Source organism: Streptomyces neyagawaensis, assembly GCF_023516595.1.
GTDB classification, from domain to species: Bacteria; Actinomycetota; Actinomycetes; order Streptomycetales; family Streptomycetaceae; genus Streptomyces; species Streptomyces neyagawaensis.
The window spans coordinates 15,278-28,644 of sequence record NZ_JAMGBG010000121.1 but is presented as its reverse complement, the minus strand read 5'-3'; the positions used below and the strand labels follow the sequence as shown (position 1 = coordinate 28,644).

At 71.9% G+C, this 13,367-nt stretch carries 13 protein-coding genes and 1 riboswitch; of the genes, 8 read left to right on the top strand and 5 right to left on the bottom strand.

The window, feature by feature from the left end; translation table 11 throughout:
* Positions 1–97 precede the first annotated feature (97 nt).
* The 6 genes from M8J73_RS35325 to def all read left to right on the top strand — a co-directional run bounded on the left by M8J73_RS35325 (position 98) and on the right by def (position 5,567).
* Positions 98–280 carry a hypothetical protein gene (locus M8J73_RS35325; protein ID WP_249829516.1) on the top strand — a complete coding sequence of 61 codons (183 nt, stop codon included), beginning with the start codon at positions 98–100 and terminating at the stop codon, positions 278–280.
* 58 nt (positions 281–338) lie between these two features.
* Entirely contained in the window at positions 339–728 is a 390-nt protein-coding gene (locus M8J73_RS35320) for a roadblock/LC7 domain-containing protein (protein WP_249829515.1), read from the top strand.
* Between the two features lie 212 nt (positions 729–940).
* The gene (locus M8J73_RS35315; protein WP_249829514.1) at positions 941–2,395 is read left to right on the top strand and encodes an HD-GYP domain-containing protein; all 1,455 of its coding nucleotides are present in this window, start codon (positions 941–943) and stop codon (positions 2,393–2,395) included.
* The gene (locus M8J73_RS35310; RefSeq protein WP_372504071.1) at positions 2,392–3,648 is read left to right on the top strand and encodes an HD-GYP domain-containing protein; all 1,257 of its coding nucleotides are present in this window, start codon (positions 2,392–2,394) and stop codon (positions 3,646–3,648) included. Before M8J73_RS35315 ends, M8J73_RS35310 begins: the two co-directional genes overlap by 4 nt.
* A gap of 125 nt (positions 3,649–3,773) precedes the next feature.
* Positions 3,774–4,781, top strand: coding sequence for a tetratricopeptide repeat protein (locus tag M8J73_RS35305; protein ID WP_055542094.1), 1,008 nt, complete (start codon positions 3,774–3,776; stop codon positions 4,779–4,781).
* Between the two features lie 135 nt (positions 4,782–4,916).
* Complete coding sequence (def, locus tag M8J73_RS35300; RefSeq protein WP_249829513.1) at positions 4,917–5,567, top strand: peptide deformylase; 651 nt, start codon at positions 4,917–4,919, stop codon at positions 5,565–5,567.
* Positions 5,568–5,642: 75 nt separating this feature from the next.
* Here def and M8J73_RS35295 read toward each other — a convergent pair whose 3' ends face one another.
* Entirely contained in the window at positions 5,643–6,608 is a 966-nt protein-coding gene (locus M8J73_RS35295; RefSeq protein WP_055542199.1) for a GlxA family transcriptional regulator, read from the bottom strand.
* Positions 6,609–6,701: 93 nt separating this feature from the next.
* Here M8J73_RS35295 and M8J73_RS35290 point away from each other — a divergent pair, with 93 nt between their 5' ends.
* Both M8J73_RS35290 and M8J73_RS35285 read left to right on the top strand, forming a co-directional pair.
* Positions 6,702–6,917, top strand: a complete 216-nt coding sequence (locus M8J73_RS35290) for a hypothetical protein (RefSeq protein ID WP_249829512.1) — start codon at positions 6,702–6,704, stop codon at positions 6,915–6,917.
* Positions 6,918–6,983: 66 nt separating this feature from the next.
* Positions 6,984–7,784 carry a hypothetical protein gene (locus M8J73_RS35285; protein ID WP_055537102.1) on the top strand — a complete coding sequence of 267 codons (801 nt, stop codon included), beginning with the start codon at positions 6,984–6,986 and terminating at the stop codon, positions 7,782–7,784.
* Positions 7,785–7,840: 56 nt separating this feature from the next.
* On the opposite strand, the gene M8J73_RS35280 is transcribed toward M8J73_RS35285, so the two are convergent.
* The 4 genes from M8J73_RS35280 to M8J73_RS35265 form a co-directional block, all read right to left on the bottom strand.
* Positions 7,841–8,851, bottom strand: coding sequence for a ribonucleotide-diphosphate reductase subunit beta (locus M8J73_RS35280; protein WP_055537103.1), 1,011 nt, complete (start codon positions 8,849–8,851; stop codon positions 7,841–7,843).
* The gene (locus M8J73_RS35275) at positions 8,851–11,283 is read right to left on the bottom strand and encodes a ribonucleoside-diphosphate reductase subunit alpha (protein WP_055537104.1); all 2,433 of its coding nucleotides are present in this window, start codon (positions 11,281–11,283) and stop codon (positions 8,851–8,853) included. Before M8J73_RS35275 ends, M8J73_RS35280 begins: the two co-directional genes overlap by 1 nt.
* Positions 11,284–11,408: 125 nt before the next feature.
* A riboswitch (cobalamin riboswitch) is annotated at positions 11,409–11,532 on the bottom strand.
* A gap of 62 nt (positions 11,533–11,594) precedes the next feature.
* Positions 11,595–12,101 (bottom strand): GNAT family N-acetyltransferase, encoded by a 507-nt coding sequence (locus M8J73_RS35270; RefSeq protein WP_055537105.1) that lies wholly within the window; start codon positions 12,099–12,101, stop codon positions 11,595–11,597.
* A gap of 122 nt (positions 12,102–12,223) precedes the next feature.
* A complete protein-coding gene (locus M8J73_RS35265) occupies positions 12,224–13,213 on the bottom strand; it encodes a nucleoside hydrolase (protein WP_055537106.1) in 990 nt (329 codons plus the stop codon).
* Between the last annotated feature and the right edge of the window lie 154 nt (positions 13,214–13,367).

Here is a 13,367-nt window from a genome sequence, read left to right as displayed (position 1 = left end):
CCCCAGCGCCCTCACGCAGTCTTCGGCCGAAGTGAGCAGCGCACCTGTGAAACCGCCCCCGTTACCCGTGCGCGGAGCCGCGCGCGGCACTGGGCCCGTGCCCGGTGCAGCCGCCGGGGGCGACGCGTCGGAGACGACCGCCGCACCGCCGCCCTTCCCTCCCCTGTCCCTGCTGTCGCCCGAGGAACTCCTCGCCGACCAGCCTTCCCTCGACATGCTGCGGCGCGTCCGCCGCGGGCTTCGGGCTCTCCCCGAGTCGGACCGGAACCCGCCCGACTGAGCCCCTACGGACCCCCACACTCCTCACCGCAGAGATCCATACCAAGGAGCACGTCCCCATGACCGCACACGCCTCGACCGAAACGCTCACCGGCATCCTGACCTCGCTGCGTGACCGGGTCCTGGGCGTCTCCGAGAGCGTCCTGTCCACCGTGGACGGGCTCCTCGTCGTCGCCGACGTCGACAAGGTGCACCCCGAGTCCGTCGCCGCGCTGGCCGCCGCGACGCTCGGCGTCAGCCGCCGCATGGCCGACCAGTCCGGCTCCGGCGCGCTCCGCGAGGTGGTCGTCCGCTGCGGAGCCGGCCACGTCATCGTCGTGGCCGTCGGCGAACGGACCCTTCTGACCGTCATGGGTGACGACGGCCTCGACATCGCCGCGTTCCAGCGCGAGTCCCCGGCGACCGTGGACCAACTCACCAAGGCCCTCGCGGCGGACGTGGCGGGTTGAGAGGGGCGGGCCGACACGGCCGGTCGTGACGGCGGGTGGACGGGGCGGGCAGCGGACGCACCGGCGGGCACGGTGCGCTGACCTCCCTTCAGGAACCGATTTCACCCGAATGAGCTAATCCCGCCCTTGCTGCGCAGCGGATTCACCCGTAGTCACTCCCACCCGGCCCATCCCGCCCTACGCTCCGGAAGCTGAATCTCGGGAGGGGCGCCATGAGGTCGGTTCCGGCATGGGCACGTGCGTACGTCGCCTGCACGGTGCTCGCGGCCCTCGCCTGTCTCACCGACCTTCCGGGCCCACGGGCCCCCTGGTGGGCGGTGGCCCTGCTCGCCGCGCTGTACGCCGGGTGCGAGCAGATCACCCGGTGCCGTTTCGTCGGCCACCTCGCTCCCCGGGGCATGGGCACCTTCTTCCCGGTGCTCCTCGCGGGCGCCTTCCTGCTGCCGCCCCCCGTCGCCGCGCTGGTCGCGGTGCCGGGCGCGCTGATGTCCCGCGTCGAACAGCGGCCGCGCGCGCTGCGGCGGGTCTGGCGCGCGGCACAGCTGGTCCTCGCGGTCTGGGCCGCGTCCTGGACGCACGGGGCGCTCGGCGGCCGGGACGCGGTCGCCGGCCCCGACTTCCCCTACGCGCTGCTGCCCGCCGGGGCCGCCGTGCTCACGTTCTGCGCCGTGCTCACCCTCCTCGACGGCGGCATCCTGGCGCTCGCCGAGCGGGTGCCGTGGCGCACCGCCTGGCGGGGGCTCCTCCTCCGGGCACTCGCACCGGTCGCCGCGCACGGGCTCGCCGGACTGATGATGGCCGTGCTCTGGCGCAGCCCGTACGGGCCCGCCGCCGCGCTGCTGGTCCTGCTGCCGATGTACGTGTCCTGCTGGGTCTTCGCGCAGTACCACCGTGAGCGGGCGGCGCACCAGGCGACCATCCGGGCGCTCGTGCAGGCCGTCGACATCAAGGACACCTATACGCGCGGCCACAGCGAACGGGTCGGGCAGGCGTCCCAGATGATCGCCCGCGAGCTGGGCATGGACGACGACCGCGCAGAGGTGCTGCGCTTCGCCGGGATCCTGCACGATGTGGGGAAACTGGGGGTGCCGACGCGGCTGCTGCGCAAGGACGGGCCGCTCACCCCGGAGGAGCGGCGGATCGTCGAACTGCATCCCGAGTACGGGCACGAGATGGTGCGCGGAATCTCCTTCCTCGGTGAGGCGCGTGCGGCGGTCCTGCACCACCACGAGCGGATGGACGGGAGCGGATACCCCTACGGGCTGGTCGGGAGCGAGATCCCCGAGTTCGCGCGGCTGGTGGCGGTGGCCGACGCGTTCGACGCGATGACCTCGACCCGGTCCTACCGGCGGGGGCGCCCGGTCGCCGCCGCGCTGGCGGAGCTGGAGCGCTGCGCCGGCACGCAGTTCGACCCCGTGATGGTGGGAGCGCTGGGACAGGCGCTGTCCCGCTGCGGCTGGGAGCCCTTGGTGACCACCGCACCCCGCGGAAACGTACCGGCGCCGCGGGCACCTGGCGTTGAGCGTGCCACGGGGGCAGCGGCTGATCGGGGGGCGGCTGAGCAACGGGCGCCCGAGCGGGGAGCGGCTGAGCAGCGGGCGCCCGAGCGGGGAGCCGCTGATCGGGGAGTCGTCGAGCGCGATGCCGCCGGGAGGCGGGGCCGGTGAGTCCCCCGAGTGGGCCTCGGGGCCCGCTCCTCCCCGTCCTCCTCCGCTGCCTCGCCGCCCTGCTCGTGCTCGCGGGGCTCGGACACACCCTCCGGTACGGCCTCGACGAGCCCGGAGTCGCTCTCGTGTTCGGTGTGCTGGTGGGTGCGGGGGAACTGTCCCGCTGGCGCGGGGCGGAGGGCAGGGAGCAGGCGCCCCTGGGCGCGGCCGGAGGGCTCGCGTACGCGCTGCTGGGGGAGTGCGCGGGGCGCTCGACGGAGCACGGGGTGCCGCAGGTCGTGGCCGTCGTCGCCGTGGGCGCGCTGCTCGGGTGCGCGCCCCACGCGGCGAGAGGGCGCGGGGCCACCGCCGACCACCTCACCCGGCGCGTACTCACCGTCACCTTCGCCGCCGTCTGCTTCCAGCCCCTGCACGACAGCGGACTGCTGCTGGGCTGGAGCGGGCACGCGCGCGTGCTGCTGCTCGTCGGGATGCTCGTGGTGACCGCCCTGTGCGACGCCGTCCTGGCGGCGGCCCTGGCACGGGCCCGGACACGATGGCCGTACGGGCCGCTGCTGCGGGACGAACTGCGGGGCCTCCTCGGGATCGGCTCGGCGGTGTGCGCGACCGGCGTCGTCATGGCCGTCGCGGTCGGGGTCGCCGGGCTGTGGGCGCTGCCCGTGTTGTCGCTTCCGCTGCTGCTCACCCAGCTGTCGTTCCGGCGGTACGCGGCCGTACGGACCACATACCGGCAGACCATCGCCTCGCTGGCCCGGGCCACGGAGATCGCCGGGTACACCCCGCCCGGCCACGCCCGCAGGGTCGCCGCCCTCAGCCGCGAGGTGGGGCGGGAGCTGGGGCTCGGCGAGCGGGAGCTGACCGTCCTGGAGTACGCGGCCCTCATGCACGACATCGGGCAGCTCAGCCTGCTCGACCCGGTACCCGCCGGCGCCACCGCCGGCCTGCCGACGGCCCAGCAGCGCCGGATCGCACTGCTGGGCGGCGCGGTCGTCCGGCAGACCGGGGTGGACACCGAGGTCGCCGTGGTGGTGGAGCGCCAGGCCGACCCCTTCCGTGAGCAGCCGGTCGGCGCGCGGATCGTCCGGGCGGTGAACGCATACGAGGAGAAGACCCGGGAAGCAGGGCCCTCAGGGCCGCTCAGGGCACTGGAGGAACTGCGGCTCGCGACAGCACACGACTATCAGCCAGAGGTGGTCGAATCGCTTGCCAGGGTGGTCGCACGAGACGGTCTGACCGTGCCCGTGGTGGGGTAACCCATGGGTAATGAGCGGCTCTCCTTCCGTCCGTGGTTGGATGCGAGGGAGAGGGTGCCCGGGGGCGACGGCCGGCCCACTCCACGGAAACGGCAGGCGGGAACCGTAACTGGCAGGCGGGAATCGTGAGGATCTTCGGCAAGGGACGGCATCGGCCCTCCGCCTCGTGGCGGCAGGCCACCGACCAGGCGTTCACGCTCATCGGCGACGGTCGTTACGAGGACGCGGGGGCCCTGCTGACCCGTGCCGCGGACCTGGAGCCGTGGCTGTCCGAGTCCTGGTTCAACCTCGCCCTGCTGCACAAGTTCCGGCACGACTGGGAGCAGGCCAGAGCGGCCGGGCTGAGGGCCGTCGCGCTGCTCGACAGGGAAGCCGGGGCGCCCGACTGGTGGAACGTGGGCATCGCCGCCACCGCCCTGCAGGACTGGCCGCTGGCGCGCCGCGCCTGGCAGGCGTACGGGCTGCGGGTACCCGGCGGCGCGGCCCGGCCGAAGCCCGGGGGCGGCGTCGCCGACACCGGGGAGCCGGTCGGCATGGACCTGGGCAGCGCCGCCGTGCGGCTCTCGCCGGAGGGTGAGGCCGAGGTCGTGTGGGGGCGCAGGCTCGACCCGGCGCGTATGGAGGTGCTCTCCATTCCGCTGCCGTCGTCCGGCCGGCGCTGGGGCGAGGTCGTCCTCCACGACGGGGTCCCGCACGGCGAGCGGACCACGGCCGCCGGCCACGCGTACCCGGTGTTCGACGAGATCGAACTGTGGGCGCCGTCGCCCGTGCCGACCTGGGTGGTGCTGCTGGAGGCCGCCACGGAGTCCGACCGGGACGCGCTGGAACGGCTCGCTGCCGACGCGGGCTTCGCCGCCGAGGACTGGTCGTCGTCGGTGCGGCTGCTGTGTCGGCTGTGCTCGGAGTCCCGGATGCCCTCCGACGAGGGCGACGGGGACCACATGGACCCGCACGACCACAGCGAGCCCGGGCATCCCGGGCCGCTCGGGCATGTCACGGACGGGCAGTTGTGGGTGCCCGAGCGGGAGTGCGGCATCGCCGCGCCGGCGTCGTTGGTGCGGGGGCTGCTCGACGGGTGGGTCGCCGACAGTCCTGATTCCAGGGCCTGGCGGGATCTCGAAGAGGTCTGCTAGAGGGCCGAGCAGTCGTACGCCGGGGCACGGACCGCGCCCGGTCGGTCACGCGGTTGCCCGCGCTCCCCTCCGCCGCTGCCCGTACCCTGTATCAGCAACTCAGCCCTTGTTTTGTGAGGAAGGCGTACGTCTGTCATGGCTCAGCAGGACACCGAACAGCAGCACGTGGGCGTGCTCCCCGTCGACGACGAGGGGTTCGTCGTCGACACGGAGGACTGCGAGGAGCGCGAGCAGGCGTACCGCGAGCGCGGCACCTCGCGGCCCATCACCGTCGTCGGGAACCCGGTCCTGCACAAGGAGTGCAAGGACGTCACGGAGTTCGGCGACGAGCTCGCCAAGCTCGTGGACGACATGTTCGCCAGCCAGCGCACCGCCGAGGGCGTGGGCCTCGCCGCCAACCAGATCGGCGTCGACCTGAAGGTGTTCGTGTACGACTGCCCCGACGACGAGGGCAACCGCCACACCGGCGTCGTCTGCAACCCCAAGCTCGTCGAACTGCCCGCCGACAAGCGCCGGTTGGACGACAGCAACGAGGGCTGCCTGTCGGTGCCGACCGCGTACATGCCGCTCGCCCGGCCCGACTACGCCGAGGTCACCGGCCAGGACGAGAAGGGCAACCCGATCAAGGTGCGCGGCACCGGGTACTTCGCGCGCTGCCTCCAGCACGAGACCGACCACCTGTACGGCTACCTGTACATCGACCGGCTCTCGAAGCGCGACCGCAAGGACGCGCTGCGGCAGATGGCCGAGAACGAGCCCCGCTACCCCGTCGTCGCGAACGACTGAACCACCGCACGGACCCATCCCGGGCGCGCGTCCGGGCGGCAGTCGACCGCCCGGACGCGCGCCCCGGCGCCGTTCTCAGGCGGCGGCCTCCGGCCCCCGGAAGGTACGGCGGTAGGCCTGCGGTGTCGTGCCCAGGGCCCGGACGAACTGATGGCGCAGGGTCGCCGCCGTGCCGAAACCGGTGCGCCAGGCGATCGCGTCCATCGTCTCGTCCGTCGCCTCCAGCAGCCGCTGTGCCAGCAGCACCCGTTGCCGCAGGATCCAGCGGTACGGGGTGGTCCCCGTCTCCTGCTGGAAGCGGCGGGCGAACGTCCTCGGCGACATGTGGGCGCGTGCCGCGAGCTGCTCGACGGTGACCTCCTCGTCGAGGTGGCGCTCCATCCATGCCAGCACCTCGCCGACCGTGTCGCACTGGGAGCGCGGCAGCGGCCGCTCCACGTACTGGGCCTGGCCCCCGTCCCGGTGCGGCGGCACGACCATCCGCCGGGCGATCCTGTTGGCGACCTCCGGTCCCTGCTCCTTGCGGACGATGTGCAGACAGGCGTCGATACCGGCCGCCGTGCCCGCCGAGGTGATCACCGGGTCCTCGTCCACGTACAGCACGTCCGGTTCCACCATCGCGCGCGGATACTGCCGGGACAGCTCGTCGGAGTGCCGCCAGTGCACCGCGCAGCGCCGGCCGTCCAGCAGACCGGCCGCACCCAGCACGAACACCCCCGAGCACACGCTCAGCACCCTGGCGCCCCGGTCGGCGGCCCGGCGCAGCGCCTCCAGCAGGTCCGCCGGATAGATCCGCCGCACATAGCTCTCACCTGCCGGGACGACGACCAGGTCGGCCTCGTCGAGCCGGTCCAGACCGTACGGCGTCGAGATCGTGAACCCGGCGTGCGTCCGCAGGGTCGGGCCCTCCGCCGAGGCGACCGCGAAGTCGTACACGGGCAGGCCCTCGTCGCTGCGGTCCAGGCCGAAGACCTCGCAGACGACACCGAGTTCGAAGGGGTGCACGCCGTCCATGAGGACGGCCGCCACATTGGTCAGCATGCCTCCAGTGTGCCTCGGAAGTGGCAGTAATTGGAGGGCGCGCGGCAGTACTGCCACTGTTGGTAAGGAGTGTTCCGCGCGACAGTGGTGTCCATGAACACCACACAGCTGCAAGCACTCATCGGAACGCTGGTCGTCCTCGGCATGCTCGTCCTGATCGCGCTGCCCGCCGTCATCGGCGCCCTCCGCGACCGGCGCGTGGACCGGCAGCTCAGGGAGGCGGCGGAACGCCAGGCCGCCATCGACGGGCCGCGGCCCGAGCGGCGTACGTCCGGCTCCGCCTCGCGCCGCTTCGCCCGCACGGTCTGATCGCATATCCGTACGACTCCTGCCTTCCTCCGTGTGTAGCCTCTCCCCGACCACAAGGGGAGGATCATGAGACACGGAACGCGCCCCGCGCACGGCCGCACCCTGGCCGTCGCGGGCGGGGCGGCGGCCCTGGTGCTGCTGGCGGCGACGGGCGCCCAGGCCGAGGGGAAGGGCGACGTCCGGGTGACCAGGGCGGTCGTCAATGGCGGCCACAACGTCATCGTGGGGACGTCCAAGACCATCAGGTTCCCGGTCGCCATCACCGTCCGGGACAACTCCGGCGTCAAGGGACTGACCCGCGTCAGCACCTTCTACGCCTACAGCGCCCAGGGCGGCGGTTTCGCCGACTGGACCGGCGCCACCTGCAAGAAGAAGTCGTCGACCACGTCGGTGTGCACGGCCATGATGTCGATCACCCCGGCCTGGATCCCCGGCTACAGCGACGCCGACAGCAACAAGGCGGCCGGGGTCTGGCAGGTCAACGCCACCGTCAAGGCCAACGACGGCGACTACTGGATCTCCGACAACATCGCCCGGTACAAGGTCAAGCGTGCCTCGAAGCTGACCACCACCATCGCGCCCGACAAGGTCGCCAAGGGCTCGAAGGTCACCGTCACCGGCGCGCTGTCCCGGGCCAACTGGGAGACCCTCAAGTACCAGGGCTTCAAGGGGCAGTCGGTGCGGCTCCAGTTCAAGAAGAACAGCGCCGCCCACTACACCACCGTGAAGACGGTGAAGTCGGGCAGCGCCGGAAGGCTCAGCACCAAGGTGACCGTCGACGCGGCGGGCAGCTGGCGTTGGTACTTCCCCGGCCTCGCGTCGACCGCGCGGGTCACCTCGGCCGGGGACACGATCACGCTCAAGTGACCCCGGCGGGCCGGGCCGAGCCGGCCCGCCCTCGGGGCGGAGCCGGCTCGCGGGTCCTAGAAGTCCTCGTCCAGGTCGACGGTGCCCTCCACCGCGACCTGGTACGCGGACGGACGCCGCTCGAAGAAGTTGGTCAGCTCCTGGACGCCCTGCAGCTCCATGAAGGAGAACGGGTTCTCCGAGCCGTACACCGGCGCGAAGCCGAGCCGCGTCAGCCGCTGGTCGGCGACGCACTCCAGGTACTGCCGCATGGAGTCGGTGTTCATGCCCGGCAGACCGTCACCGCACAGGTCGCGGGCGAACTGCAGCTCGGCCTCCACGGCCTCCCGCAGCATGTCCGTCACCTGCTGCTGCAACTCGTCGTCGAAGAGGTCCGGCTCCTCCTTGCGGACGGTGTCGACCACGTCGAACGCGAAGCTCATGTGCATCGTCTCGTCGCGGAACACCCAGTTGGTGCCCGTCGCCAGACCGTGCAGCAGGCCCCGGCTGCGGAACCAGTAGACGTACGCGAAGGCACCGTAGAAGAACAGCCCCTCGATGCACGCCGCGAAGCAGATGAGGTTGAGCAGGAAGCGGCGACGGTCCGCCCGCGACTCCAGGCGGTCCAGCTTCTCGACCGAGTCCATCCACTTGAAGCAGAACCCGGCCTTCTCCCGGATGGACGGGATGTTCTCCACGGCCGCGAAGGCCGCCGCCCTGTCCTCCGGGTCGGGGAGGTAGGTGTCCAGCAGCGTCAGATAGAACTGGACGTGGACGGCCTCCTCGAACAGCTGTCGCGACAGATACAGCCGCGCCTCGGGGGAGTTGATGTGCTTGTAGAGGGTCAGCACCAGGTTGTTCGCGACGATCGAGTCACCCGTCGCGAAGAAGGCGACCAGACGGCCGATCAGGTGCTGCTCGGAGGGGCTGAGCTTCGCGAGATCGGCGACGTCCGAGTGGAGGTCGACCTCCTCCACGGTCCAGGTGTTCTTGATGGCGTCCCGGTAGCGCTCGTAGAAGTCCGGGTAGCGCATGGGGCGCAGAGTCAGCTCGAAGCCGGGGTCGAGAAGGTTCTGATTGCTGGGCATTACTGGCAGGCCTCGCAGGACTCGGGGTTCTCAAGGGAGCAGGCGACGGCATCGGGGTCGGCGGCCTGCTGGACGGGGATGGTCTTCTCGGGCTGGGCGGACAGCTGCGTCTGCGTCTGGGCCTGGCCCTGGGCGGCGCGGGCGATTCGGGTCGCCGGGCGCGAGCGCAGGTAGTACGTCGTCTTCAGCCCCGACTTCCAGGCGTACGCGTACATCGAGGAGAGCTTGCCGATGGTCGGCGTCTCCAGGAACAGGTTCAGCGACTGGGCCTGGTCCAGATACGGGGTGCGGGCGGCGGCCATGTCGATCAGGCCGCGCTGGGGGATCTCCCAGGCCGTGCGGTACAGCGCCCGGACGTCGGCCGGGATCCATGCGAAGTCCTGCACGGAGCCGTTCGAGTCGCGCAGCGCCTCACGGGTGCGGGCGTCCCAGACGCCGAGCTCCTTGAGGTCCTTCACCAGGTAGGAGTTGACCTGGAGGAACTCACCGGAGAGGGTCTCCCGCTTGAACAGGTTGGACACCTGCGGCTCGATGCACTCGTACACACCGGCGATGGAGGCGATGGTCGCCGTGGGCGCGATGGCGAGGAGCAGCGAGTTGCGCAGGCCGACGGCGGCGACGCGCTCGCGCAGGGCCGCCCAGCGCTCCGGCCAGGTGAACTCCACGCCGTAGTGGTCGGGGTGCAGCACACCGCGGGCCGTCCGGGTCTTCTCCCAGGCCGGCAGCGGGCCGTTGCGCTCGGCGAGGTCGGTGGACGCCTCGTACGCGGCGAGCATGATGCGCTCGGCGATCCGGGTGGACAGGGCCTTCGCCTCGGCCGAGTCGAACGGCAGCCGCAGCTTGAAGAAGACGTCCTGAAGGCCCATCGCGCCGAGGCCCACGGGGCGCCACTTGGCGTTCGACCGGCCCGCCTGCTCGGTGGGGTAGAAGTTGATGTCGACGACCCGGTCCAGGAAGGTCACGGCCGTGCGGACGGTCTCGTCCAGCCGCTGCCAGTCCAGGTCGCCGGTCGTGAGGTCGACGAAGGCGCCCAGGTTCACCGAGCCCAGGTTGCAGACCGCCGTCTCGCCGTCGTCCGTGACCTCCAGGATCTCCGTGCAGAGGTTGGAGGAGTGGACGACGTGGCCCGGCTCGGCCGTCTGGTTGGCGGTGCGGTTGGCGGCGTCCTTGAACGTCATCCAGCCGTTGCCGGTCTGCGCGAGCGTCCGCATCATGCGGCCGTACAGGTCACGGGCCGGGATGGTCTTCCGCGCCAGCCCGTCGGCCTCCGCCTTGCGGTACGCGGCGTCGAACTCCGCGCCCCACAGGTCGACCAGCTCGGGCACGTCGGCCGGGGAGAACAGCGACCACTGCTCGTCCGCGTTGACCCGGCGCATGAACTCGTCCGGGATCCAGTGCGCCAGGTTCAGGTTGTGCGTACGGCGGGCGTCCTCACCGGTGTTGTCGCGCAGCTCCAGGAACTCCTCGATGTCGGAGTGCCAGGTCTCCAGGTAGACCGCGGCCGCGCCCTTGCGCCGGCCGCCCTGGTTCACGGCGGCGACCGAGGCGTCCAGCGTCTTCAGGAACGGCACGATGCCGTTGGAGTGCCCGTTGGTGCCGCGGATCAGCGAACCGCGCGAACGGATGCGGGAGTACGACAGCCCGATGCCGCCGGCGTGCTTCGAGAGGCGGGCCACCTGGTGGTAGCGGTCGTAGATGGAGTCCAGCTCGTCCAGCGGGGAGTCGAGGAGGTAGCAGGACGACATCTGGGGGTGTCGCGTACCGGAGTTGAAGAGGGTGGGGGAGGACGGCAGATAGTCGAGGCGGCTCATGAGCCGGTACAGAGCGGCGACCTCGTCCACGGACCGCGCGGTGTCGTCCTCGGCGAGACCGCTGGCCACGCGCAGCATGAAGTGCTGCGGGGTCTCCACGACCTTGCGGGTGATCGGGTGCCTGAGGAGGTAGCGGCTGTGGAGCGTGCGCAGCCCGAAGTAGCCGAACCGGTCGTCGGCGGCCGGGTCGACGAGCGCGTCGAGCCGCTCGGCGTGCAGCCGCGTGAACTCCGCCGTGCGGTCGGCGACGAGCCCTTCCCGGTGGCCCACGGCGACGGACTCCGTGAACGTCGTGACGCCCTGGGAGGCGGCCTCGGCGCGGATGGAGATCGTCAGCAGGCGGGCGGCCAGCTTCGAGTAGGCGGGGTCCTCGGAGATGAGGCCGGCGGCCGCCTCCGTGGCCAGCTCGCGCAGCTCCGTCTCGTCCGCCCGAGCGGACCGGCCGCGCAGCGCGGCGGCGGCGACCCGGCCGGGGTCGGCGTCGGGCAGGTCGGCGGTCAGCTCGGTCAGGGTCCGCAGCAACGCGGCACCGGGACCGTCGGTCTCCGTCGCCGGGGTGGCGGAAGCCGGTCCGGCGGGGGCCGGGGTGGCTGAAACCGGGTCGGCTGGCGCGATGGTCACGTGGGGGCTCTCCCTCGCTCGGCACGGGGCCTCGCGGAGGGCAGGCAGCAGCACACGAGCGCACGGGGGCGTCGCGTCCACCGGCCCACTCCACGAGGCCCGGACGTCAGGGCACCCGGACCGGACGGCCGGGCGCACTGTCGGCAGGTCCTCGGACTGGACTCGCGTGCGAAAAAACGCAAGTACACCGTTGCGGGACAGTTCCGGATTCGCACCGGATTCCCCTGCGGCGACAGCGAGCATGAGCATACATCTTGTGTTGGGTCGCCGGTCCACCCCCAGATGTTGTGTCGCGGTGACTTCGGAGCGTGTCATAGCGTCAACTCATAGGTGAGCAGCGTCAGGTCCGGGAGGTGCGGGATGGGGTTCCAGTCGCGTGCCGGCGTTCGAACAAAGCCCAGGCGTTCGTAGATGCGGTGGGCGGAGTGCATGGTCCGCTGGGTCGACAGCACGACCCGTACACAGCCCTCGACGGCTCTGGCGCGCTCGACGCAGTCGCGCACAAGGGCCTCGCCGATGCCGCGGCCGCGGGCAGCGTGGTCGACCGCCAGCATCCGGATCTCGGCCTCCCCGGGGGTGGCGATATCGGCCATGGCGCCTCCGGCCGGGACGAAGGTCACACCGCCGACCACCCGTCCCTCCGTCACTGCCACGAGCACCTCGGCCGCGGCGGCCCGCCGCGCCACGTCCCGTAGTTCGCCGAGGTATGCGTCGCCCTCTCCGAAGTCCAGCAAGCCGTCCGTCAGATAGGCCTGTGCGGTGATGTCGCCGAGGTGGGTGTACTCGTCGGGGGAGATGTGCCTGATCGTGATGTCCATGGATCGCAGTCTGCACGAGGAGGCGGTCGGCAGGTCCGCGGTTGTCCACAGGGGCGGTTGCTTGTGTGATTGTCGGTTCAACGGGCGGCGTTGCGGCGGCGGCCGCGGTGGTGGCAGGTCGGTCAGGGCAGTGCCGGCCAGTGCGGCAGCGTCGTCACGAAGTGCTCGCTGAAGTCGCGGGGGCCGGGGCCCAGGGTGACGCGGCCGGTGGCGCGGAGGCGGGCCGTCAGGGAGGGGGACTCGGAGTAGTAGATCCGCCGGGCGTCGGCCGGCACGAACACGGTCTGGCCGCGTGTGAGTTCGCTCGCGCACTCCACGATCACGGCCCCCTCGGCGGCCGTCACGAACGCCTCGTCCCCGCACACCCCCACCGCCAGCGGATCGTGCAGCGGGCACGTGCCGTCCCCGCCGTGGCGGGTGTAGGCCTGCATGTAGGTCCGCATCAGCCGGGCGGCGAGCGCCGTGCCCGGGCCCGCCGCCTCCAGCGCCGCGAGGTCCGCGGGGCGGAACAGCCAGCCGTGGGAGGCGTCCAGGTCGACCATCGTGAACGGGATGCCGGAGGCGAGCACGACCTCGGCGGCGTCCGGGTCGGACCAGATGTTGAACTCGGCGACGGGGGTGAAGTTCCCCGGCACCTGCGCGGCGCCGCCCATGAACACGAACTTCGCGACGCGGCGGGCGAAACCGGGATCCTCCAGCAGGGCGATCGCGACGTTCGTGAGCGGGCCGGTGGCGCACACCGTCAGCTCGCCCTCGTACGCGCGGGACAGGCGCAGCAGGGCCTGTGCGGAGGACTCCGTGGGGTGCGGGGCGGTGGAGTCGGGCAGGGACTCCTCGCCGAGGCCGGCCCGGCCGTGGAAGGCGGATGCCTCGCGGTAGGGGAGGCGGGACAGGGGGCGGCCCGCGCCCCGGTGGACGGGGACGTCGGTGTCGATGCGGAGGGCTCGGGCCAGTGCGCGGGCGTTGCGGTAGGTGGCGTCGGCGGGGAGGTTGCCGCCGACCGAGGTGTAGGCCTTGAGGTCCCAGAGGCCTGTGCCGAGGAGGTACTGCAGGGCTACGGCGTCGTCGATACCGGGGTCGCTGTCCAGGACGATCGGTGTGGGGACGGTCACCGGGTCAGGGTAGCCGGGGGTGCGCGTGCTGCCCCTGCCCTTGCGTCAGCAGGGGCTGTGCCCCTTCGGGCCCCTTGGGCGCCTATGAGATCGGGGGTCGCTGTGTCGGCGGGTGCGGCTTCGTCGTGGTTGCTCGCGCAGTTCCCCGCGCCCC